This window comes from Curtobacterium sp. Leaf154 (genome assembly GCF_001424595.1).
Taxonomy (GTDB): domain Bacteria; phylum Actinomycetota; class Actinomycetes; order Actinomycetales; family Microbacteriaceae; genus Curtobacterium; species Curtobacterium poinsettiae.
In genome coordinates this window covers 321,693-341,581 of record NZ_LMOS01000003.1, presented here as the reverse complement: position 1 = coordinate 341,581, position 19,889 = coordinate 321,693, and the positions used below count along the sequence as shown (strand labels likewise).

Annotated in this window: 22 protein-coding genes; 16 read left to right on the top strand and 6 right to left on the bottom strand. The window is 70.2% G+C overall.

Going from position 1 to position 19,889, the window contains the following annotated elements:
* The first annotated feature begins 27 nt into the window (after nucleotides 1-27).
* The 3 genes from ASF75_RS06285 (at nucleotide 28) to ASF75_RS06275 (ending at nucleotide 3,402) form a co-directional block, all read left to right on the top strand.
* Entirely contained in the window at nucleotides 28-987 is a 960-nt protein-coding gene (locus ASF75_RS06285) for an alpha-ketoacid dehydrogenase subunit beta (RefSeq protein ID WP_031259385.1), read from the top strand.
* Between the two features lie 57 nt (nucleotides 988-1,044).
* Nucleotides 1,045-2,661 (top strand): dihydrolipoamide acetyltransferase family protein, encoded by a 1,617-nt coding sequence (locus tag ASF75_RS06280; RefSeq protein WP_056069699.1) that lies wholly within the window; start codon nucleotides 1,045-1,047, stop codon nucleotides 2,659-2,661.
* Nucleotides 2,662-2,820: 159 nt separating this feature from the next.
* Nucleotides 2,821-3,402 (top strand): GNAT family N-acetyltransferase, encoded by a 582-nt coding sequence (locus ASF75_RS06275; RefSeq protein ID WP_056069697.1) that lies wholly within the window; start codon nucleotides 2,821-2,823, stop codon nucleotides 3,400-3,402.
* A 4-nt stretch (nucleotides 3,403-3,406) separates the two neighbouring features.
* Here ASF75_RS06275 and ASF75_RS06270 read toward each other — a convergent pair whose 3' ends face one another.
* From ASF75_RS06270 to ASF75_RS06260, 3 genes are all read right to left on the bottom strand, one after another.
* Nucleotides 3,407-4,045: an ABC transporter ATP-binding protein gene (locus tag ASF75_RS06270; RefSeq protein ID WP_017886469.1), complete on the bottom strand. Its 639-nt coding sequence runs from the start codon at nucleotides 4,043-4,045 to the stop codon at nucleotides 3,407-3,409.
* Nucleotides 4,042-6,069: a hypothetical protein gene (locus ASF75_RS06265; RefSeq protein WP_056069694.1), complete on the bottom strand. Its 2,028-nt coding sequence runs from the start codon at nucleotides 6,067-6,069 to the stop codon at nucleotides 4,042-4,044. Before ASF75_RS06265 ends, ASF75_RS06270 begins: the two co-directional genes overlap by 4 nt.
* 63 nt (nucleotides 6,070-6,132) lie before the next feature.
* Complete coding sequence (locus ASF75_RS06260) at nucleotides 6,133-6,525, bottom strand: lactococcin 972 family bacteriocin (protein ID WP_162243008.1); 393 nt, start codon at nucleotides 6,523-6,525, stop codon at nucleotides 6,133-6,135.
* Nucleotides 6,526-6,731: 206 nt separating this feature from the next.
* Between ASF75_RS06260 and ASF75_RS06255 the strand changes: the two genes are divergently transcribed.
* On the top strand, nucleotides 6,732-7,466 hold the full coding sequence (locus ASF75_RS06255) for a GntR family transcriptional regulator (protein ID WP_017886466.1): 735 nt from the start codon (nucleotides 6,732-6,734) through the stop codon (nucleotides 7,464-7,466).
* 76 nt (nucleotides 7,467-7,542) lie between these two features.
* Here ASF75_RS06255 and ASF75_RS06250 read toward each other — a convergent pair whose 3' ends face one another.
* Entirely contained in the window at nucleotides 7,543-7,995 is a 453-nt protein-coding gene (locus ASF75_RS06250; protein WP_017886465.1) for a PTS glucose transporter subunit IIA, read from the bottom strand.
* Nucleotides 7,992-8,228: a PTS transporter subunit EIIB gene (locus ASF75_RS06245; protein WP_017886464.1), complete on the bottom strand. Its 237-nt coding sequence runs from the start codon at nucleotides 8,226-8,228 to the stop codon at nucleotides 7,992-7,994. The genes ASF75_RS06250 and ASF75_RS06245 overlap by 4 nt, the downstream gene beginning before the upstream one ends.
* 178 nt (nucleotides 8,229-8,406) lie before the next feature.
* Between ASF75_RS06245 and ASF75_RS06240 the strand changes: the two genes are divergently transcribed.
* From ASF75_RS06240 to ASF75_RS06185, 12 genes are all read left to right on the top strand, one after another.
* Complete coding sequence (locus tag ASF75_RS06240) at nucleotides 8,407-9,675, top strand: PTS transporter subunit EIIC (RefSeq protein ID WP_017886463.1); 1,269 nt, start codon at nucleotides 8,407-8,409, stop codon at nucleotides 9,673-9,675.
* A 128-nt stretch (nucleotides 9,676-9,803) separates the two neighbouring features.
* Nucleotides 9,804-10,718 (top strand): metal ABC transporter solute-binding protein, Zn/Mn family, encoded by a 915-nt coding sequence (locus ASF75_RS06235; protein WP_017886462.1) that lies wholly within the window; start codon nucleotides 9,804-9,806, stop codon nucleotides 10,716-10,718.
* A gap of 47 nt (nucleotides 10,719-10,765) precedes the next feature.
* The gene (locus tag ASF75_RS06230; protein WP_042538396.1) at nucleotides 10,766-11,611 is read left to right on the top strand and encodes a metal ABC transporter ATP-binding protein; all 846 of its coding nucleotides are present in this window, start codon (nucleotides 10,766-10,768) and stop codon (nucleotides 11,609-11,611) included.
* Nucleotides 11,611-12,549, top strand: a complete 939-nt coding sequence (locus tag ASF75_RS06225) for a metal ABC transporter permease (RefSeq protein WP_017886460.1) — start codon at nucleotides 11,611-11,613, stop codon at nucleotides 12,547-12,549. The genes ASF75_RS06230 and ASF75_RS06225 overlap by 1 nt, the downstream gene beginning before the upstream one ends.
* Nucleotides 12,546-12,971: a Fur family transcriptional regulator gene (locus tag ASF75_RS06220; protein WP_056069692.1), complete on the top strand. Its 426-nt coding sequence runs from the start codon at nucleotides 12,546-12,548 to the stop codon at nucleotides 12,969-12,971. The genes ASF75_RS06225 and ASF75_RS06220 overlap by 4 nt, the downstream gene beginning before the upstream one ends.
* Nucleotides 12,972-12,981: 10 nt before the next feature.
* Complete coding sequence (locus tag ASF75_RS06215; RefSeq protein WP_042538370.1) at nucleotides 12,982-13,677, top strand: alpha/beta fold hydrolase; 696 nt, start codon at nucleotides 12,982-12,984, stop codon at nucleotides 13,675-13,677.
* Nucleotides 13,678-14,040: 363 nt separating this feature from the next.
* A complete protein-coding gene (gene rpmB / locus ASF75_RS06210; RefSeq protein WP_027464952.1) occupies nucleotides 14,041-14,277 on the top strand; it encodes a 50S ribosomal protein L28 in 237 nt (78 codons plus the stop codon).
* Nucleotides 14,277-14,447: a 50S ribosomal protein L33 gene (gene rpmG / locus ASF75_RS06205; RefSeq protein WP_017886456.1), complete on the top strand. Its 171-nt coding sequence runs from the start codon at nucleotides 14,277-14,279 to the stop codon at nucleotides 14,445-14,447. Before rpmB ends, rpmG begins: the two co-directional genes overlap by 1 nt.
* A 2-nt stretch (nucleotides 14,448-14,449) precedes the next feature.
* On the top strand, nucleotides 14,450-14,755 hold the full coding sequence (gene rpsN / locus ASF75_RS06200) for a 30S ribosomal protein S14 (protein ID WP_017886455.1): 306 nt from the start codon (nucleotides 14,450-14,452) through the stop codon (nucleotides 14,753-14,755).
* Nucleotides 14,756-15,045: 290 nt separating this feature from the next.
* Nucleotides 15,046-15,333, top strand: coding sequence for an HU family DNA-binding protein (locus ASF75_RS06195; RefSeq protein WP_017886454.1), 288 nt, complete (start codon nucleotides 15,046-15,048; stop codon nucleotides 15,331-15,333).
* A gap of 143 nt (nucleotides 15,334-15,476) precedes the next feature.
* A complete protein-coding gene (locus ASF75_RS06190) occupies nucleotides 15,477-17,588 on the top strand; it encodes a cytochrome c oxidase assembly protein (protein WP_056069689.1) in 2,112 nt (703 codons plus the stop codon).
* Nucleotides 17,585-18,919, top strand: coding sequence for an ATP-dependent DNA helicase (locus ASF75_RS06185; protein ID WP_042538372.1), 1,335 nt, complete (start codon nucleotides 17,585-17,587; stop codon nucleotides 18,917-18,919). The genes ASF75_RS06190 and ASF75_RS06185 overlap by 4 nt, the downstream gene beginning before the upstream one ends.
* Before the next feature lie 336 nt (nucleotides 18,920-19,255).
* Here ASF75_RS06185 and ASF75_RS17865 read toward each other — a convergent pair whose 3' ends face one another.
* On the bottom strand, nucleotides 19,256-19,702 hold the full coding sequence (locus ASF75_RS17865; protein ID WP_159557184.1) for a DUF4383 domain-containing protein: 447 nt from the start codon (nucleotides 19,700-19,702) through the stop codon (nucleotides 19,256-19,258).
* Nucleotides 19,703-19,889: the final 187 nt, after the last annotated feature.

Here is a 19,889-nt window from a genome sequence, read left to right as displayed (position 1 = left end):
CCGAGCGACCCCACTCCGACCCTGCCGATGGCCAAGGCCCTGAACGCCGGGCTCGCCGCGGCCATGGAAGCGGACGACAAGGTCCTGCTGATGGGCGAGGACATCGGCCAGCTGGGCGGCGTCTTCCGCATCACCGAGGGCCTGCAGGACCGCTTCGGCGCCGAGCGCGTGCGGGACACCCCGCTCGCCGAGGCCGGCATCATCGGCACCGCGATCGGCCTCGCCCTGCGCGGCTACCGCCCGGTCGTCGAGATCCAGTTCGACGGCTTCGTGTGGCCCGGTTTCGACCAGATCACCTCGCAGCTCGCGAAGATGGCGAACCGCCTGCCGGCGCACATGTCGCTGCCCGTCGTCATCCGCATCCCCTACGGCGGCCACATCGGCGCCGTGGAACACCACCAGGAATCCCCCGAGGCGTACTTCGCGCACACCCCGGGTCTGCGGGTCGTCAGCCCGAGCACCCCGAACGACGCCTACTGGATGATCCAGGAAGCCATCGCGTCCAAGGACCCGGTGGTCTTCCTCGAGCCGAAGTCGCGCTACTGGCCCAAGGGCCAGGTGGACCTCGTCGACGGCCACGTCCCGATGCACACCACCCGCGTCGCCCGCACCGGCACCGAGGTCACCCTCGTCGGCCACGGCGCGATGGTCGCCACCCTGATGCAGGCAGCGGACATCGCCGAGGCCGAGGGCACCAGCTGCGAGGTCATCGACCTCCGCTCGATCTCGCCGATCGACTGGGAGCCGCTGGTCGCCTCGGTCCGCAAGACCGGTCGCCTGGTCATCGCGCAAGAGGCCTCCGGCTTCGTCAGCGTCGGCAGCGAGATCGCCGCGACCGTCGCCGAGCGGGCGTTCTACACGATGCAGGCACCGCCGCTCCGGGTCTCCGGGTTCGACGTGCCGTTCCCGGTCTCGAAGCTCGAGCACCTGCACCTGCCGGATGCGGACCGCATCCTCGAGGCCGTCGACCGCGCCCTCGCCTACTGACCCGTCCGACCGAGGACCCGTCCGACCGAGCTCGACCAGATCCACGAAGGAGCCGTAGTGGCCGCCGCCGAATTCCCCCTGCCCGACGTGGGTGAAGGTCTCACCGAGGCCGAGATCGTGCAGTGGCGCGTCGCGATCGGCGACGAGATCGCCGTCGACCAGGTGCTCGTCGAGATCGAGACCGCGAAGTCGCTGGTCGAGTTGCCGTCGCCGTTCGCCGGCACCGTCACCGGCCTGCTGGTGTCCGAGGGTGACACGGTCGAGGTCGGCAAGCCGATCATCCGCGTCGACTCGGACGCGTCGGTCGCGTCCGGAGCCGCGCTCACGCCCCCTGTCGAGCAGCCCGTCGAGCAGCCTGGAGGCGCGACGCCCGTCGCCCAGACCGCCCCGGTCTCGCCGGTGGTCGCGTCCACCCCTCCGGCCGCCGCCGCCCCGTCGGCCCCGGTCGCGCAGACCCCTCCCGCTCCCGCGGCAGCCGCGGCCCCGGCACCGGTCGCGCCTGCTCCGGCTGCTGCCCCCGCGGCAGCTGCGGCACCCGCGACGCCGGCCCAGCCGGTCGCGGTCGACGCCTCCGTCCACGGGACGGACGAGTCCTCCGGCGCCGTCCTCGTCGGCTACGGCTCGGCGACCTCGTCGCCGTCCCGTCGCAAGCCGGGCGCCCGCCGGGCCGCAGCGCTCGCGGCTGAGGCGAGCCGTGCCTCCAGTGCGGACACCGCGGCGGCGGCCGAAGCCTCCGTCGACCCGGGCGAGGAGCGCACGGCCGAGGCCATCAGCGCTCTCGGGACGGGCTCCGCGCACAAGCAGAGCACCGCGACCAACGTGCTGGCGAAGCCGCCGATCCGGAAGCTCGCGAAGGACCTCGGCGTCGAACTGACCGAGATCGTCGCGACCGGTCTCGCCGGCGAGGTCACCCGCGACGACGTCATCCGGCACGCGAAGCAGGCCAGCGTCTTCCGCAACATCGAGACGCCCGAGTGGGGCGAGGTCCGCAGCGAGACGATCCCGGTCAAGGGCGTCCGCAAGGCCATCGCCACCGCGATGACGACGTCCGCGTTCACGGCACCGCACGTGTCGCTCTTCGTCGACGTCGACGCGACCCACACGATGGAGTTCGTCAAGCGGCTCAAGGCCTCGCCGACGTTCGCCGGCGTGAAGGTCTCGCCGCTGCTCATCGTCGCGAAGGCCGTCATCTGGGCCGTCCGCCGCAACCGTTCGGTGAACTCGACCTGGACCGACCGCGAGATCATCGTCCACCACTTCGTGAACCTCGGCATCGCCGCGGCGACCCCCCGCGGGCTCATCGTGCCGAACATCAAGGACGCGCAGGACATGTCGCTGCTCGAGCTGGCGCAGGCGCTCGAGGAACTCACCCTGACCGCCCGCGACGGCAAGACGACGCCGAAGCAGATGGCGAACGGCACCGTCTCGATCACGAACATCGGCGTGTTCGGCATGGACACCGGCACCCCGATCCTCAACCCCGGCGAGGTCGCGATCGTCGCCATGGGCACGATCAAGCCGAAGCCGTGGGTCGTCGACGGCGAGGTCCGCTCGCGCATGGTGACGACCATCGGTGCCTCGTTCGACCACCGGGTCGTCGACGGTGACGTGGCCTCCCGCTTCGTGCACGACGTCGCTTCGGTGCTCGAGGAGCCCGCGCTCCTGCTCGACTGAGCGCCGGTCAGCGGCTCTCTCGTCGGTCGTTCCGCTTCGTGAGCAGAAATGGTCGGGTTGCTTCGAGCCACTCGACCATTTCTGTTCCCCATCTGCGGGCTTCCGCAAACGTCGCGTGGTGTTCACACGGATGTCGGGGGTCGGCGGCATGATCAGTGCATGGTCCACCAGCTCCTGACCCCCTCGCAGGAGATCCGAACGGATCGCCTCCTGCTCGCCCCGCTGACGCCGGCCGACATCGACGACGTGCACGCGCTCTTCTCGGACGCCCGCACGTGGCAGCACCTGCCCACCGGACGGCACGTGGCGCGGAGCTCGAGTGTGGACATGGTCCAGCGCAAGATCGGCGGTCGTGCGCGGCACGGCCTCGGGTCGTGGGCTGTCCGCAGCGCCTCGGACCACGCCTTCGTCGGCGTCGGGGGGATCGACATGACCGCCGGCGGGGTCTGGAACCTCGGCTACCGCCTGGCGCCGGCCGCCTGGGGGCAGGGTTTCGCGTCCGAGATCGCGCTCGCTGCCGTCCGTGCCGCCGGCGACACCGCTCCCGACGTCCCGGTGACCGGCCGGGTGCTCACGAACAACCCTGCTTCCGCCGCTGTACTGCGTCGAGCTGGGCTGTCGCTGGTGTGGCAGGGGGCTCCCGCCGCGCAGAACCGTGCGGCCGCCGGCGTCGAGGGGCAGGTCTGGACCGATCGGCTGCTCTCCGACGAGCAGTTCGCCTGGCTCGTCGCCAACGCCTGACCCGTCAGCGAGCGGGTCCACTGAGCGTGATGCTCCGTGCGGCGCGCGCTTCGACCGATGACGAGTGTGTCGCGATCAGGACGGCCGCTCCGTCGGCCGCCAGTTCGTCCAGCAGGTCGAGCACCATCGCGGCGTTGCCGTCGTCGAGGGCACTCGTCGGCTCGTCCGCGAGGATGACCGACGGACGCTTCACCAGGAGCCGTGCCATCGCGACGCGCTGCTGCTCGCCGCCGCTGAGCTCGTGGACCCGGTCGGTTCCGCGTCCGGCCAGACCGACACGTTCCAGGGCCTCACCCGTCCGGAGGCCTCGGTGTCTCCGCCGTCCGTCCGGCAGGCGAACCACGTCGACGTTCGACTGGACCGTCATGTCGGGTACCAACCCGAAGTCCTGGAACAGGTACCCGAGGTGGCGCCGCCGGATCAGTCGTGCTCGCCGCTCGTTCGAGCCTGCCGACTCACCGTTGATCCGGATCGTGCCGCCGTCGAGCGCATCGATGTGCCCGACACAGTCGAGCAGCGTCGACTTCCCGCAGCCGCTCGGCCCGACCAAGCCGACGATCTCACCCCGTGCCACATCGAACGTCAGGTCGTGCCACAGTGCATGGCCTCCGCGACGCTTCGACGCGTTCCGTACCTCGATCATCGTGATCCGTTCCCTCGGTTGCGTGCAGTCCTCCGTGCCGTGACGGCCATGACGACGAGGCTGGTGGCGCTCACCGCCGCGAGTGTCACGAGGGCGAGCGCCGCGGCGACTCCGGCCGACTGCACGACCGGGTCGAGTGCCGATCTGAGCCCGCTTCCGTCCGGCCGTTGCGACCACCAGGTGTTGACGACGGCGATGACGGCGATCGATACCAGGCCGGCTTCGATCGTCAACAGGCCAGCATCGGTGCGGACGGGCGAGACGCCACTGGTGAACTTCGCGAACATCGCGCGGCCGTGACGGCGTCGGTGCGCGATCGTGGCGACCATACCGAGCATGACGCTGACGGCGAGGGTGCTGACCAGGGTGCCCGTCCCGATCGCCACGGTCATCGCTGCATGCCGTGCCTGTTCCGCCGCAGACTGACCCACCGCGACGACCGCGCTGAACTCGGTGCGGAGGCCCGATGCGCCGATCGACCGCTCGGCGGCAGCACGGGATGTGAAGACGACGTCTCCGGTCGACAACCACGATCCGAGTTCATCGGCCGAGAAGACGTCGCCCGGTGTGGGGACGACCACGATCACGGCGTCTTCGAGCCACGCGCGCGACGACGCGTCGTCCGGGTACGAGTAGACCTGCTGACGTGCCAGCGTGCCACCGGTGACGTGCTCGAGGAGGGCCGCGGGTGCGTCCCGCAACTGCCATTCGGTCAAGCCCTCGACGAGCCGCTCGCGGGAGAGGCCACTGTCGGCGGGCATCCACACGGCGATCTCCGCGCCGTCGGTGGTGATGCGGGCCCCGTCCTCGGAACGGACGTCCTGCAGGTCGAGGTAGCCCTGGTCGACGACGAGCGCAGGGACCGTGGACTTCCCGCTGCCACTCGACACCTCGACCGCAGCGGCGAGGAACGCATCACGCCGTTCGAGTGCCCCGCCGGCGAAGTCACCGATGCTGTCCCAGTAGGCCTGCTCCTCGACCGGGCGCGGATCCGGGGTGACCCAGAGCTGGACGGTTTCGCCGGCCGCCCGCAGATCCCGTTCAGCCGTCCCCTGTCGTGCGGTGGTCACCGCGCCGGTCAGTTCGAAGACGGCCGCGACGAGCACCAGCAGCGCGGGCACCCGCGCGATCTGTGCGACGAGCAGGAGCGCGCCCGCTGGTCGAGCGCCTCGCAGTGCGCCGACCAACGGCTGTCGGCACGCGACCACCGTGCCCATCGTGTGCGCGACGACGACCGGTACGAGCAGCCCCACGCAGAACGCGGAGATCGCGACGGCGAGGGTCGCCGCCGAAGCGAGCCCGTTGTAGAACCAGAGCCCGATGGCGGCGACGGGTACCCCGATGGCGGTGACGAGCACGGCGGTCCGGAGCTCAGCCAGTTCCTGGATGACGATGGCGGCTGTGGTGTCTCCGTGCAGTCGGCGGACTGCGCTGCGGCGAGGGGCCCCGACGGTCGTCATCAGACAGAGCGCCACGCATCCCGAGACGAGTGCTCCGACCAGGGCCAGGGTCTGATCCAGGCCGTCGGTGACGCCGATGCGTTGCAGGAGCGGCACGCGCTCCACGCTGACCTCGTACCCGGCGTCGGCCAGTGCGCGCACGGTGGCTCGCCGAGCGTCGTCGTCCCCGAATACCGAGTACGAGCCGGTCGGGTCGAACTGGTCGAGTTCCGACATCGGACGGACGGTGGTGACCATCGACCTCGTGAAGTCCTCGTACCCGTCGAGGAGCCAGCCGGCACCGCGGCTCGAAGGCGCGTCGGTGACGAGCGCCACGCGGCGCGTCGTCGGAGCCGCGCGGTCCGCCACCATCCGCGCGATCGTCGCGTGCTCGGCCTCGGCGACCTGCTCGAGTGCGGTCGCGACCCGCTGGTTCGATCCGGTCTCGGCACCGGCGGCAGCGGTCACCACGGACGAGGCGCCCACGATGCCGGCTTCGCTGACCTGCACCAGGCCGACGAAGCCCAGGACGGAAGCCAGGAGGGGTGGGACGAGGTAGGCGAGCGTCACCGAGCGGATGTTCATGGTCCCCCTTGCGGCGAGCGTGAGCCGGAGCGGACGGTCGCTCGGGACCGCCCGCTCCCGGTCTCAGCAGTTGTGGTAGTACGCCTTGTTGCCGCTGCGTGCCTTCGGTGTCATCGCCATCGCGTACCGGCCGCCTGGCACGTTCGTGACGCGCTTCGACTTCTTGCCGACCGCAGTCGCGCCGTGGCACCGCTTCTCGCGGAAGTAGTTCGACCAGGTGTCGTCCTTGCCGACGCCCCACTGCCAGAAGCTCCCGCCCCCGCCGTCGTTGTTGGTACCGATGCCGCTGGTCTCACCGCTTGCACTCCCGCCGGATGCAGCGACGGCCACTCCGCCGGCTTCCGACCCTGATCCCATGACCTCGAACTGCGCAGCTGAGGCCGCCGTCGCAGTGCCCGTGATCAGGCCGACGGTGAGACCGAGGCCGACGAGCATCTTCGTTCTGGACTTGCGCACGACTGTTTCCTCCCATGTGCCCCCCGATGAGGCTCGACCGATCGTGGCAGCCATGCACAACTGATGTCAAGAATCTGAAATGCATGTGTCACCGAGACCGGGTTGGCTGACGTTGGTCTTCCCGGCCTGACTCGCTACTGTGATGGGGACTGGTCATGTCCGCGCATGACCACCGCCCAGGACCAGCAACGGAGCACGAGGGACGCATGACGAGCCGCATCACCGAGGGTGCCGAACCGAAGCACCAGCAGCTGCGGCGCATCCTGCTCGACCTCGTCACCACGCGGCTGGCTCCCGGTGCTGCGATCCCGTCCGAACGGCAGCTCATCGCCGAGTACGGCGTCTCACGGATCACCGTGCGTGAGGCCCTCGGGCAGCTGGTCAACGAGGGCTACCTGGAGCGCGTCCGTGGCAAGGGCACCTTCGTGGCGCACCGGCCCGTGCAGTCGACGCTGCACCTCGCCTCGTTCACCGAGGAGATGCGGGCGATGGGACACGAGCCGACCACCGTCGTGCTCGTGCGCGAGGAGCGGGTGCCGCCGGCCGACACTGCGGCGGCCCTGCGGATCGACCCCGACGTGCCGGCCTTCCACGTGAAGCGCCTGCGGATGGCCGATGGTGCCCCGGTGTCGATCGACGACGCCTGGCTCGTGGCCGATGCGTTCCCGGGCCTGCTCGACCACGACCTGTCGGGGTCGGTGTACTCGATCATCGCCACGGAGTACGGCACCCCGATCGACCGCGCGCAGCAGACCGTCGCGGCGAACCCGGCGGCCGACGACGTCGCGACGCTGCTCGGCACGAAGACCGGAGCGCCGGTGCTCGAGTTCGACCGGGTGTCGTACGCGGGGGAGCGGCCCGTGGAGCACACCCGCAGCTGGTACCGCTCGGACCGCTACCGCGTGCAGATGGAGGTCACCGCGACCCCCGCGGTCGCGTAGTCCGCCCGACAACGCGAAAGCGACTGTGTGCTGCGGGTGTTCCGCAGTACCCAGTCGCTCTGGCGAGGAAGAACCCCTAGACCTCGTACAGGGTGTCGCCGTCGAGCACCGTGGTGCCGACGGTTCCCTGGTCGATGCTGTCCGGCGTCGAACCGAGCACGACGACCGGGCAGATCGGCGAGTACCCGGCAGCCGAGATCACCGAGGGGGTGAACCGGACGACGGGGTCGCCGGCGGTGACGGTGTCGCCCTCGGTCGCGAGGAGCTCGAAGCCCTCGCCGGCGAGCTTCACTGTGTCGATGCCGACGTGCACCAGGACGTCGGCACCAGCGGCACCCTGCAGGGCGAATGCGTGCGGGTGCAGCTTGACGATGGTGCCGTCGACGGGGGCCACCGCGGTGACCGCACCCTCGACACCCGTCGGGTCGACCGCGACGCCGGCGCCGACGAGCTGCCCGGCGAACACGGGGTCGGGCACGTCGGCGAGGGCGACGACCGGTCCGCCGAAGGGGGTGCGGACGACGGTCACAGTTCGTCCTGGATGTCCTGCGCGAGGTTGTCGGCGACCGTGCCGACGATGACCTGCCAGCCGGTGCCGCCACCGACGACGGCCTGGGCTCCGGCTGCCTGCAGGGCGGCCTTGTCGACCAGGTCCCCGTCCTCGACCTCGACGCGGAGGCGCGTGATGCAGCCCTCGACCTCTTCGATGTTCTCGGCGCCGCCGAGTGCGGCGATGATGTCGGCTGCCTTGATGTCGGCCATCGTTTCCTCCTCGTTAAGGGTTTGCGTCGCAGGTTGACACCGGACCGCTCTCGGATCAGACTACGGAACTGGTCATGACCGGACAGGACCGGACCTGGCGACACCGCCGAGGTTACCTGCGCTGGCTGCACGACTCAACTCACCCCGACAGCTCCACCCAATGACGAGAGGACCTCCGATGAGCGCCACCACTGCCGCGGATGTGCCGGAGAAGAAGAAGCCGAAGAAGCAGTCACGGCTGTTCGCACAAGCCCAGCGCCTCGGACGGAGCCTGCTCCTGCCGATCGCGGTCATGCCCGCCGCGGGCATCCTGCTCCGCATCGGCCAGCCAGACCTCCTCGGGGCGATCCCCGGCTTCGGCAAGTGGGCCGGAGTCATCTCGGCTGCTGGCAACGGTGTCTTCAACTGGCTGCCGTTGCTCTTCGCGGTGGGCATCGCGATCGGCTGGGCGAAGAAGTCGGACGGCACCACCGCCCTCGCCGCGGTCGTCGGCTACATGGTCATGTTCGAGGTCTGGAAGGTGATGTCGCCGATCGTCCTCGACGGCGTGAAGGACGCCAACGGCGACCAGGCGATGATCAACTTCGGGGTGCTCGGCGGCATCGTGATGGGGCTCGTCTCCGCGGTCATGTGGGAGAAGTTCCACCGTACGAAGATGCCCGACTTCCTGGGGTTCTTCTCGGGCCGCCGCCTCGTCCCCATCCTCACCGCGGTCGCGGGTCTCGTCATCGCCGTCGCGATGTCGTTCGTCTACCGCTACTTCGACATCGCGCTGACCGCGGCGGGGACGGCCGTGGCCGACAACGCCGTCATCGGCGGCGGCATCTTCGGCTTCGTGAACCGCATGCTCATCCCGATCGGGCTGCACCAGCTGCTCAACTTCTTCCCGTGGTTCCAGCTCGGCAGCTTCACGGGCGCGGACGGCGTGATCTACCACGGCGACATCGCTCGGTTCCTCAACGGCGACCCGACCGCCGGCATCTTCCAGACCGGCTTCTTCCCGATCATGATGTTCGCGCTGCCCGCCGGTGCCCTGGCGATCTGGCGCAACGCCAAGCCGCAGAACCGCAAGCTCGTCGGCGGCATCATGATCTCCGCCGCACTGACCTCGTTCGTGACGGGCATCACCGAGCCGCTCGAGTACTCGTTCATGTTCGTCGCGTTCCCGCTCTACGTGATCCACGCGGTGCTCACGGGTACGTCCCTCGCCCTGGTGAACGCCCTGGGGATCCACGACGGCTTCTCGTTCTCGGCCGGTGCGATCGACTACGTGCTGAACTTCGGCAAGGCGGACGGTGCGATCTGGCTCATCCCGATCGGCCTCGGCTACGCGGTCGTCTACTACTTCCTGTTCAGTTTCGTGATCAAGAAGTGGAACCTCCGCACGCCCGGGCGTGAAGAGGACACGATCGCCGAGAACACGATCGACGCGGCCACCAAGCCGTAGACGCGAGCGTCTCTGAAACGGGAGGCCCGGTGCCAGCTGGCACCGGGCCTCCCGTCCGTCTCGCGGTCGCGCTGAGAGCCCTCATAGCGGTTTTGACAATCGTTATCAGTAGGCGTTAGCGTCGTGCCATGCACAACCGCCTCCTCGCCCTCCCGCTCGTCGCCGGCGCCGCCGCGCTCGCCCTGACCGGGTGCGCCACCTCATCTGCCTCGGGGGAGGCCACCAGCAGCGACGGCACGATCAACGTCGTCGCCTCCACGAACGTCTACGGCTCGATCGTCAAGAGCATCGGTGGCGACGCCGTCACCGTCACGAGCATCCTGAGTGACCCGTCGCAGGACCCGCACTCCTTCGAGTCGAGTGCCCGCACGCAGCTCTCCGTGTCGAAGGCCGACCTGCTCATCGAGAACGGTGGCGGCTACGACGACTTCATGACGACGCTCGCGAACGCCTCGGACACCAAGGCCGACACGATCAACGTCGTGAAGCTCTCCGGCCTCGACAAGGGCGGGAGTGCCGAGTTCAACGAGCACGTCTTCTACAGCTACCCCACGATGGTGAAGCTGGTCGAGGCGGTCACGAAGGACCTCAGCGCACTCGACGAGAGCGGCAAGGACGCGTTCCAGAAGAACGCCGCCACGCTCACCACCAAGCTCCAGGACCTCGAGTCCCAGACCGACGCCGTCAAGAAGCAGGACGCCGGCGACAAGGTGGCGTACACCGAGCCGGTGCCCGGGTACCTGTTCGACGCGATGGGCCTCGAGAACGAGACCCCGCCCGCCTTCTCCGAGGCCATCGAGGAAGGCGACGACGTCCCGCCGGCGGCCCTCCGCGACACCCTCGCGCTGTTCACCGGCAAGCGCGTGCAGCTCCTCGCCTACAACAACCAGGCGTCGAGCCCCGAGACCGAACAGGTCCAGAAGGCCGCCGAGCAGAACGACATCCCCGTCGTCGGTGTCACGGAGACGCTCCCCAAGGGGCAGGATTACGTCTCGTGGCAGCAGGCGAACATCGACGCGGTGAAGGCAGCGCTCCAGAAGTGACGACCTCGACCGCAGCAGCGGCGACCCACGGCCCGGCGACCACCTCGGTGGACGACCGGGCTGCGGCTCGTCCGGTCCTCGCGCTCCGCGACGCCGGGTTGTCCTACGGCGCCCGGAAGCTCTGGGCAGGCCTCGACCTCGACCTCGCGCCGGGGGAGTTCGTCGCGGTCCTCGGGCCGAACGGCGCCGGCAAGACCTCACTGCTCCGAACGGTCCTCGGGCAGCAGCGGCTGACGAGCGGGACGATGTCGTTCCTCGGGCAGCCCGTGCACCGCGGCCACCGGAAGATCGGCTACATCCCGCAGCAGCGCCTGATGGAAGCCGGGACACCCCTGCGCGCACGGGACATGGTCGCCCAGGGCGTGACCGGACACCGATGGGGCATCCGGCGGGCCTCGAAGGCCGACCGGGCACGCATCGACCGGGTCCTCGACGAGGTCGGCGCCACCGCGTTCGCGGACGCCCCCGTCGCCGAGCTCTCCGGTGGCGAGCAGCAGCGCACGCGTGTCGGGCAGGCCATCGCCGCCGACCCCGCCCTGCTGCTCTGCGACGAACCCCTCATCTCCCTCGACCTGCGGCACCAGCGCGGGATCACCGAGCTCATCGACCGCGAGCGCCGGCAGCGCCAGGCCGCCGTGCTCTTCGTGACCCACGACGTGAACCCGATCCTCGACGTCGTCGACCGCGTGCTCTACATCGCCGGGGGCCGGTTCCGGATCGGTTCGCCCGACGAGGTCCTGCGCGCCGACGTCCTGAGCGACCTGTACGGCACGCCCGTCGACGTCGTCCGCACCATGGGGCGCATCGTCATCGTCGGGGCGAACGAGGCCCACGAGCACCACCCGGGCGAGGTCGACCCGCACGCCGACCAGCCCGACGACGGGCGGATCTGATGGACCTGCTGTCGACCGTCTTCTCGTTCCAGGACTACGGCCAGCTCCTCGTGCTGGTGCAGAACTCGATCTGGGCCGGCGCGGTGCTCGGCATCGTCGGCGGGCTCATCGGCCCGTTCGTCGTCGCCCGGAACATGCCGTTCGCCGTGCACGGCATCTCGGAGCTCTCGTTCGCCGGAGCCAGTGCGTCGCTGCTGCTCGGGGTGAACGTCGTCTCCGGCTCGCTCGTCGGCTCGGTCGTCGCCGCCCTGCTCATCGGTCTGCTGGGCTCCAGGGCCCGGGAACGCAACTCGATCATCGCCGTCCTCATGCCGTTCGGGCTCGGGCTCGGCATCCTCTGCCTGGCGCTCTACAAGGGCCGTGCCGCGAACAAGTTCGGGTTGCTCACCGGGCAGATCGTCTCGGTCGACAACCCGCAGCTGACGGTCCTGATCGTGGTCGCCGCGATCGTCGTCGCGACGCTGCTCGTCATCTGGCGTCCGCTGATGTTTGCCTCGGTCGACCCCGACGTGGCTGCGGCCGCGGGGATCCCGGTCCGCACCCTGGCGATCGTGTTCATGCTCGTGCTCGGACTGGCCACCGCCGTGTCGGTGCAGATCGTCGGGGCGCTGCTCGTGCTGTCCCTGCTCGTCACCCCGGCCGCCGCGGCGCTGCGCCTCAGCTCGCACCCGGTCGTCGTGCCGGTGCTGTCGACGGTGTTCGCGGTGACGTCGGTCGTCGGTGGCATCCTGCTCGCACTGGGCGGCGGACTGCCGATCAGCCCCTACGTGACGACCATCTCGTTCGCGATCTGGGTGGTCTGCCGGATCATCGGGTCGCGACGCGACAAGCGGGGACGCAACCGTGTCGCCGGCCGGGGCCAGCGTGGCGGGGACGAGCCGGGCCTCCCGGCAGGGACGACGTCGACAGCCGGTCGGAAGGAAGAGGTGCCAGCATGAACGCCGTGCAGAAGACGAAGCGGAACACGTGGCAACGCGAAGCGGTGCGCGGCGCCCTCGACTCCACCGAGGGGTTCGTCAGCGCGCAGGCGCTGCACCAGCACCTGCGGGACGAGGGCTCGACCATCGGCCTGGCCACCGTCTACCGGGCGCTCGCCGACCTGGCGACCGAGGGCGGTGCCGACTCGCTGCAGCAGGACGGCGAATCGCTGTACCGGGCCTGCACGACGGCCACGCACCACCACCACCTGATCTGCCGGAACTGCGGTCGGACCGTCGAGATCGAGGCGGACCCGGTGGAGCAGTGGGCGCAGGACGTCGCCGCCGCCAACGGGTTCACCAACGCCAGCCACGTGGTCGACATCTTCGGCGACTGCGCCGTGTGCACGGCCGCCCGCGCGACGGACCCGACCGGCGAGTAACCTGCCCCGCATGCACGTCATCCTGGTCCCGGGGTTCTGGCTCGACGCGAGCGCGTGGGACGACGTCGCCCCGGTGCTCCGCGAAGCCGGGCACTCGGTGCAGGCCGTCACCCGCGACGGTGACACGCTCGACGAACAGGTGGCTGCCCTGGTCGCGATCCTCGACGACGTCGCGTCGGCCGACGAACCCGTCGTCCTGGCCGGGCACTCCGGCGCCGGACCGATCGCGTACATGGCTGCCGACCAGCGCCCGTCGCTCGTCGCGCACCTGCTCTACGTCGACACGTTCCCGGGGCCCGAGGGCGGGTGCGTCAACGACGAGCTGCCCGTGGTCGACGGGGCCGTGCCGCTGCCGTCGTGGGACATCTGGGAGCCCGCCACGGTCCGGGGCATGACGCCCGAGGTGCGGCAGGACGTCGAACACCGGGCGATCCCCGAGCCTGCCTCGGTGCCGTCGGACCGGTTCCACTACGCCGACACCGCACGGCACACGATCCCGGCGACGATCATCACCTGCGAGATCCCCGCCGCCGAGCTGCTCGCGATGGTGGCGGACCACCAGGCCTGGGCGGCCGAGCTCGTCGCGACCGAGGAGCTCTCCATCGTCGGGCTCGAGACCGGCCACTGGCCGATGTTCACAGCGCCGCAGCAGCTCGGTGAGCTCATGGTGCAGGCGCTCGCGCCGAAGCCGACGCAGGCCCCGTAGGGCCGCGGGGCCGGGCGCCGGGCGCACTCGAACGCCGTGGGCGCGACCAACGCGGCCACGTGAACGGCCCTGTCCAGCCGCCACGGGCCTCCAGGCCTGGAGGCCCGGCTTGCGACACGCCCGGTCGTCGCGTAACGTGGACCCCTGGTTCTCCGCGTCCGCGCGGCGGACCCGTTGTTCCAAGCCCTCCGACCGTCGCGAACGCCGCGGTCGCGCGGTGTCCGGCTCTCCTTCGACAGGGGATGCGGACCTGGGCGGTGCACACAACCCCCTCGCACGGCCACTCCGGTGGCACTGCGCGTGTGCACCAGGCAAGTGAACTTGGGTGCGGCCGTCCGGTCGCACGGTACTCAGGAGGAAACCATGGCAGCAGTGTGCCAGGTGACCGGCGCCGTTCCCGGCTTCGGTCACAACATCTCGCACTCGCACCGCCGGACGAAGCGTCGCTTCGACCCGAACGTGCAGAAGAAGACGTACTACGTGCCGTCGCTTCGTCGTAACGTCACGCTCACGCTCAGCGCGAAGGGCATCAAGGTGATCGACGCACGTGGCATCGAGTCCGTCGTCAAGGATCTCCTTGCCCGTGGGGAGAAGATCTGATGGCGAAAAAGGGTCAGGACATCCGTCCGATCATCAAGCTCCGCTCGACGGCGGGCACCGGGTTCACCTACGTGACCAAGAAGAACCGTCGGAACAACCCCGACCGACTCGTGCTGAAGAAGTACGACCCGGTGATCCGCAAGCACGTCGACTTCCGTGAGGAGCGCTAAGCATGGCGAAGAAGAGCAAGATCGCGAAGAACAACCAGCGTGCCGTCATCATCGCGCGCTACGCCGAGCGTCGTCTCGAGCTGAAGAAGGCCCTCGTGGACCCGAACGGCACCGACGAGTCGCGTGAGGCCGCCCGCGTGGGCCTGCAGAAGCTGCCCCGCGACGCATCGCCCATCCGCTACCGCAACCGTGACGCCATCGACGGCCGCCCCCGCGGCCACCTCGGTGAGTTCGGCATCAGCCGTGTCCGTTTCCGTGACATGGCCCACCGCGGCGAGCTCCCCGGCATCACGAAGAGCTCCTGGTAAGCACTCGCAGTACCCGACGCCCCGTCACCTCCAGGTGGCGGGGCGTTCGCTGTGTACGGGGTACACGCGACCGTTCATTCGTCACATCTGCCCCTCCCGCACCCCCTCGGAGCCCCGACAACCCCGGAAATCCGGGCGAGTCGGCGGTTTTCATCCCCTGCGGCTGGTAGGTTCAACTCCGGTTCCGCCGGGCCCTCGGCCCACTGGCACCGTGGCACGGGGCACCCGCTCCGGGCGCCGGACGACATGTGCGTCCGACCGATACTGCAAGAAGTCCGAGGAGGACATCCATGGCTGACAAGTCACTGAACCGCACCGAGCTCGTCGCTGCCGTCGCCGCTGAGTCCGGCCAGAGCCAGGCCACCGTCAACGGCGTCGTCGACGCGCTCTTCAGCGTCGTCTCGTCGTCCGTCGCCGACGGCACGAAGGTCACGATCCCCGGTTGGATCGCCTTCGAGAAGACGCACCGCGCCGCCCGCACCGGCCGCAACCCGCAGACGGGTGACGCCATCGAGATCGCCGCGAGCGACTCGGTCAAGGTCAGCGCCGGCTCGAAGCTCAAGGCTGCGGTCAAGTAAGACTGCTCCGCACATCGAGAGGGACGGCTTCGGCCGTCCCTTTCGTCGTTCCCGGGGCCGTCACGGCCTGGAGGCCCGTTGCGGTTTGCACAGATCGGCCCGCCCCGTTCGGTGGCAGGGTGGGCACCGCCTAGGCTTGACGGGTGAATCGGATCGCGCGCATCGCCGGTCCCGCCGTGCTCCTGCTCGTCGGGTTCGTGGCGCTGCTCACGGCACTCGTCATCGGCGGGGGAGCGAACCCCGCGCTCATCGCCGACCCCGGGCCCGTCGTCCGCTTCGGGCTGCCGATCGCTCGGCTCGTCGTCGACCTGTCCGCGGCCACGACGATCGGCGGGCTCGCGCTGGCGACCGTCGGGCTGTCGCGTTCCGGACCCGAGTGGAACCGTGCGATCGACGTCGCGGCCGGGGCGAGTGGCATCTGGACGGTCGCGTCGGCCGTCGCCACGTTCTGCACGTTCCTCAGCGTCGCCGGTTCGCGCATCAGCATCGACGAGCAGTTCGGGCAGTCGATGGGGGTCTTCCTCACCGGCACCGAGCTCGGGTTGGCCTGGCTCGTGACCGTCCTCGTCGCCGCGGCCGTCACGGTGCTCTGCTTCGCAGTCCGTTCGCGGGGCATGGTCGCCCTGACCGCCGCGGTCTCGATGATCGGCCTGATCCCGCTCGCACAGCAGGGGCACGCCGCCGGCACCGCGAGCCACGACGCCGCCGTCACGGCACTGGGGCTGCACCTGGTCGGTGCGGCGCTGTGGGTCGGTGGGCTCGTCATGCTCGTGCTGCTGCGCGGGGTGCTGCCCGGCGACCGGTTGGCCGCGGTCGTGGCCCGGTACTCGAGCATCGCCCTCGGGTGCTTCGTGCTCGTCGCCGTCTCCGGCACCGCGTCGGCGCAGATCCGCGTCGGGGCGCTGTCGAACCTGTTCACCCCGTACGGCACGCTCGTCCTGGTGAAGATCGGCGCGATCGTCGCCATGGGGGTCCTCGGCGCCGTGCAGCGTCGTCGGGCCATCCGCGCCCTGACCACCTCGCCCGGTCGGCAGCGGCCCTTCTGGACCCTGATCGTCGTCGAGCTCGCGGTGATGGGCGTCGCCTCGGGCTTCGCGGCGGCACTCGGGCGCACGGCCACCCCCGTTGACCAGATCGCCCTGAGCAAGACCACCGACCCGAGCCCGGCGGAGCTCCTGACCGACGACCTGCTGCCGCACGCACCCGGTGCGTGGGGCTGGCTGACCCAGTGGAACATCGACCTGTTCTGGCTGATGGCCGCCGTGCTGCTCGCTGCGACCTACGTGGCCGGCGTCGTGCGACTGCGGCGGAGCGGCGTGCGGTGGCCGGCACGACGCTCGATCGCCGCAGCCCTGGCGATCGTGTCCCTGGTGGTCGCGACCTCGGGCTCGCTGCACCAGTACGACCGGTTCCTCATCTCGGCCAACGTCGGTGCCCACGTGCTGCTCGGCCTGGTGGTCCCCGCCCTGGTGTGGGCGGCGGCACCCGTCGCGCTCATCCGTGCGGCCGTGCACCCCCGGCACGACGACAGCACAGGGGTGCGCGAGTGGACGGACGTCATCGTCGAGCACCCGTCCGTCCGGTACCTGGCGCAGCCGTTCCCCGCGTTCCTGCTCGCGGCGGCGGTGTGGTGGGCCTTCTTCGCCACCGATGCCGTCCGGTGGTCGGTGAGCGACCCCACCGGTCGCACCGTCAGCGACGCCGTGTTCCTGCTCGTCGGGCTGCTGGCCGTCCCCACGCTCTGCACCCCGGTCCCGGTCGGGCAGCGGCGTCCGACCACGGCTGCCGCGGTCGTCCGGATCGTCGGGGCCGTGGTGATCGCGGCGGGCACGGTGTCGCTCGGCATCGCGATGCGCGGCCCGCTCGGGCTGCTGCAGGCCTCGTGGTTCGGCGCGATGGGCCGGACGTGGGGGCCGGGTCCGCTCGTCGACCAGGCCCGGGCCGGCCTCGTGTTGATCGTCGCCGGCACGCTGCTCCTGGCGACCGTCGTCGTGGTGGTGCTCGTGCGGCTCCGGCGAGACGGAGCGGCCCCGGGGGATGCGGCCGCCCCCGCTGCCACTGGCGCTGGCACTGGCACTGGCACTGGCACTGGCACTGGCGCTGCCGTCGCCGCTGGCGATGCTGTCGCCGCCGACGCTCCTGACGCCGGGGCGACCGTGCCCGACGTCCCCGCTGCCCGCGCCGACCAGGACGACCTGGACTTCGACGACGGCAGCGACGACCTCGAACCCTCGCCCGGAGCGGACGCCCGATGAGCATCGAGCTGAGCGACGAACAGCGCGCGGTCTTCGAGTACATCGAGCACACCCGCGACCACGTGTTCATCACCGGCCGGGCCGGCACGGGCAAGTCCACGCTGCTCAACCACCTGTCGTGGAACACCGAGAAGCAGGTCGTCATCTGTGCCCCGACGGGGGTCGCCGCGCTCAACGTCGGCGGCCAGACGATCCACTCGCTGTTCCGGCTGCCGATCGGGCTCATCGCCGACGCCGAGCTGCGGCAGGGCCCGGACACCCGCAAGCTCCTCAACACGATCGACACCCTGGTCATCGACGAGGTCTCGATGGTCAACGCCGACCTGCTCGACGGCATGGACCGATCGCTCCGCAAGGCCCGTGGTCGGCAGCTCGAGCCGTTCGGCGGTGTGCAGGTCGTGATGTTCGGCGACCCGTACCAGCTGCCCCCGGTGCCCGGCGATGCCGATGAGCGCGCCTACTTCACCGACCACTACCGGTCGATGTGGTTCTTCGACGCCAAGGTGTGGCTCGAGGCCGAGCTCAACATCATCGAGCTCGCCACCGTCCACCGGCAGCGCGACGACGCCTTCGCCGCGATGCTCACCGCCGTCCGGCACGGTCGGGTCACCGCGGACATCGCCGAGCAGCTCAACACCGCCGGAGCGCGCCCGGCTCCGGACGACGCCATCACCCTGGCGACCCGCAACGACACCGTGGCGCGGATCAACAAGGCGGCCCTCGAGCGGCTGCCCGGCAAGGTGAAGACCGCCAAGGCCGACGTCAACGGCGACTTCGGCGGACGGAACTTCCCCGCCGACGAAGCCCTCGAGCTGAAGCCCGGCGCGCACGTGATGTTCCTGCGCAACGACGCCGACCAGCGCTGGGTCAACGGCACCCTCGGCATCGTGACCGCCATCCGCGACACCGTGTGGGTCGACGTCGACGGGGAGTCGTTCGAGGTCCAGCCGTCGGTGTGGGAGAAGTTCAAGTACTCGTACGACGCGGACAAGAAGGAACTCAAGAAGGACACGGTCGGGGAGTTCCAGCAGTTCCCGCTCCGGCTCGCCTGGGCCGTGACCATCCACAAGTCCCAGGGCAGCACGTACGACCGCGCCGTGGTCGACCTCGGCAACCGGGTGTTCAGCGCCGGCCAGACCTACGTGGCGTTGTCGCGGCTGACCTCGCTCGAGGGGCTGTTCCTGACGCGCCCGCTCCGCCCGCAGGACATCATCGTCGACCTGGACGTCCGACGCTTCATGTCCGAGGCACCGCGCATCGTCGCCACCGAGCTCGAAGCCCCGAAGGCGAAGCCCGACGCCGACGTTGACGCCGACGCCGACGCGGACTGACCGGAAGCTGACCAGCGCGTCGGACTGACCCGGTCGGTCTTCTGCATCGGCTTCGCGCCGAGGAACGTCGGTGCGGGCATGCCTGCGTGCTTGTCGCACGCTGCCGGGCGGTCACGACTCCCCGTTGGTCCTGCGTCGAGTGGTCACTCGTCGTCGCCTGGACGCTCCGCATCCGACAGTTCGTGACCGACCGGCGCACCTGAGCGGGGAGTCGTGACCGGCCCGCGCGCCCGCACCGGCCCCCACACGCGATGCCCGCACCGGCCCCGCACACGCGACGACGCCCGCCTGCCGGAGCGGCAGACGGGCGTCGGGAAGTGCAGTCGAGCGGAGGCGTCAGGCGCGCGCGGCACGCAGCGCGCGGAGGTTCTCCTTGTCGGCACCGAGTGCGGTGAGCAGCAGGATCACACCGACGATCGCGTGGAAGACGTTGTCCGTGGTGTTGAGCGCGAAGACGTTGGCCGAGGTGTCCACGAAGACGAAGCCGTACACCGCGAAGACCACGAGCAGGACCCCGACGAGCAGGTTGCCGTTGCGGGAGCCGATGGTGTTGCCGAGGCCGGTGATGAGCAGGACCACGGCGAGCAGCACCCACACCAGGCAGAGCGCCGGGTTCACGCCGAACGCGTTCCACAGCATGCCGCCCTGGCGGTTGAAGAAGCCGGGGTCGCCGTCGGCGGCGAAGAAGAAGCCCAGGACGCCCCAGAGTGCGAGGACGCCGCCGGCCGTGAGTGCGAGCCCCCGGTTCGGCGAGGCGGTGATGCCCGGTTCCTTGATGGCCACTTCGGTTTCCTCCTCGTACACTGCCGACGCGACGTGCGTCGGTCCCGCGTGGTGCGACGGCCCGGCGGGGATCACCGATCCCGTCGTCGTGGCGCGGAGTGCGCGGCCGACAGGGGTGCGGTTCCCAGCCTCCGGCCGGTGCTCCAACGGTATCGTGTCGGACCCCGACCGACCCAATCGCAGCGCC

Excerpts from the sequence above, each read along its gene's own strand:
- ASF75_RS06285 (WP_031259385.1), top strand. The coding sequence starts at position 28 with ATGGCCAAGGCCCTGAACGCCGGGCTCGCCGCGGCCATGGAAGCGGAC.
- ASF75_RS06275 (WP_056069697.1), top strand. The coding sequence starts at position 2,821 with ATGGTCCACCAGCTCCTGACCCCCTCGCAGGAGATCCGAACGGATCGC.
- ASF75_RS06270 (WP_017886469.1), bottom strand. The coding sequence starts at position 4,045 with ATGATCGAGGTACGGAACGCGTCGAAGCGTCGCGGAGGCCATGCACTG.
- ASF75_RS06265 (WP_056069694.1), bottom strand. The coding sequence starts at position 6,069 with ATGAACATCCGCTCGGTGACGCTCGCCTACCTCGTCCCACCCCTCCTG.
- ASF75_RS06255 (WP_017886466.1), top strand. The coding sequence starts at position 6,732 with ATGACGAGCCGCATCACCGAGGGTGCCGAACCGAAGCACCAGCAGCTG.
- ASF75_RS06245 (WP_017886464.1), bottom strand. The coding sequence starts at position 8,228 with ATGGCCGACATCAAGGCAGCCGACATCATCGCCGCACTCGGCGGCGCC.
- ASF75_RS06240 (WP_017886463.1), top strand. The coding sequence starts at position 8,407 with ATGAGCGCCACCACTGCCGCGGATGTGCCGGAGAAGAAGAAGCCGAAG.
- ASF75_RS06235 (WP_017886462.1), top strand. The coding sequence starts at position 9,804 with ATGCACAACCGCCTCCTCGCCCTCCCGCTCGTCGCCGGCGCCGCCGCG.
- ASF75_RS06225 (WP_017886460.1), top strand. The coding sequence starts at position 11,611 with ATGGACCTGCTGTCGACCGTCTTCTCGTTCCAGGACTACGGCCAGCTC.
- ASF75_RS06220 (WP_056069692.1), top strand. The coding sequence starts at position 12,546 with ATGAACGCCGTGCAGAAGACGAAGCGGAACACGTGGCAACGCGAAGCG.
- ASF75_RS06215 (WP_042538370.1), top strand. The coding sequence starts at position 12,982 with ATGCACGTCATCCTGGTCCCGGGGTTCTGGCTCGACGCGAGCGCGTGG.
- rpmB (WP_027464952.1), top strand. The coding sequence starts at position 14,041 with ATGGCAGCAGTGTGCCAGGTGACCGGCGCCGTTCCCGGCTTCGGTCAC.
- rpmG (WP_017886456.1), top strand. The coding sequence starts at position 14,277 with ATGGCGAAAAAGGGTCAGGACATCCGTCCGATCATCAAGCTCCGCTCG.
- rpsN (WP_017886455.1), top strand. The coding sequence starts at position 14,450 with ATGGCGAAGAAGAGCAAGATCGCGAAGAACAACCAGCGTGCCGTCATC.
- ASF75_RS06195 (WP_017886454.1), top strand. The coding sequence starts at position 15,046 with ATGGCTGACAAGTCACTGAACCGCACCGAGCTCGTCGCTGCCGTCGCC.
- ASF75_RS06185 (WP_042538372.1), top strand. The coding sequence starts at position 17,585 with ATGAGCATCGAGCTGAGCGACGAACAGCGCGCGGTCTTCGAGTACATC.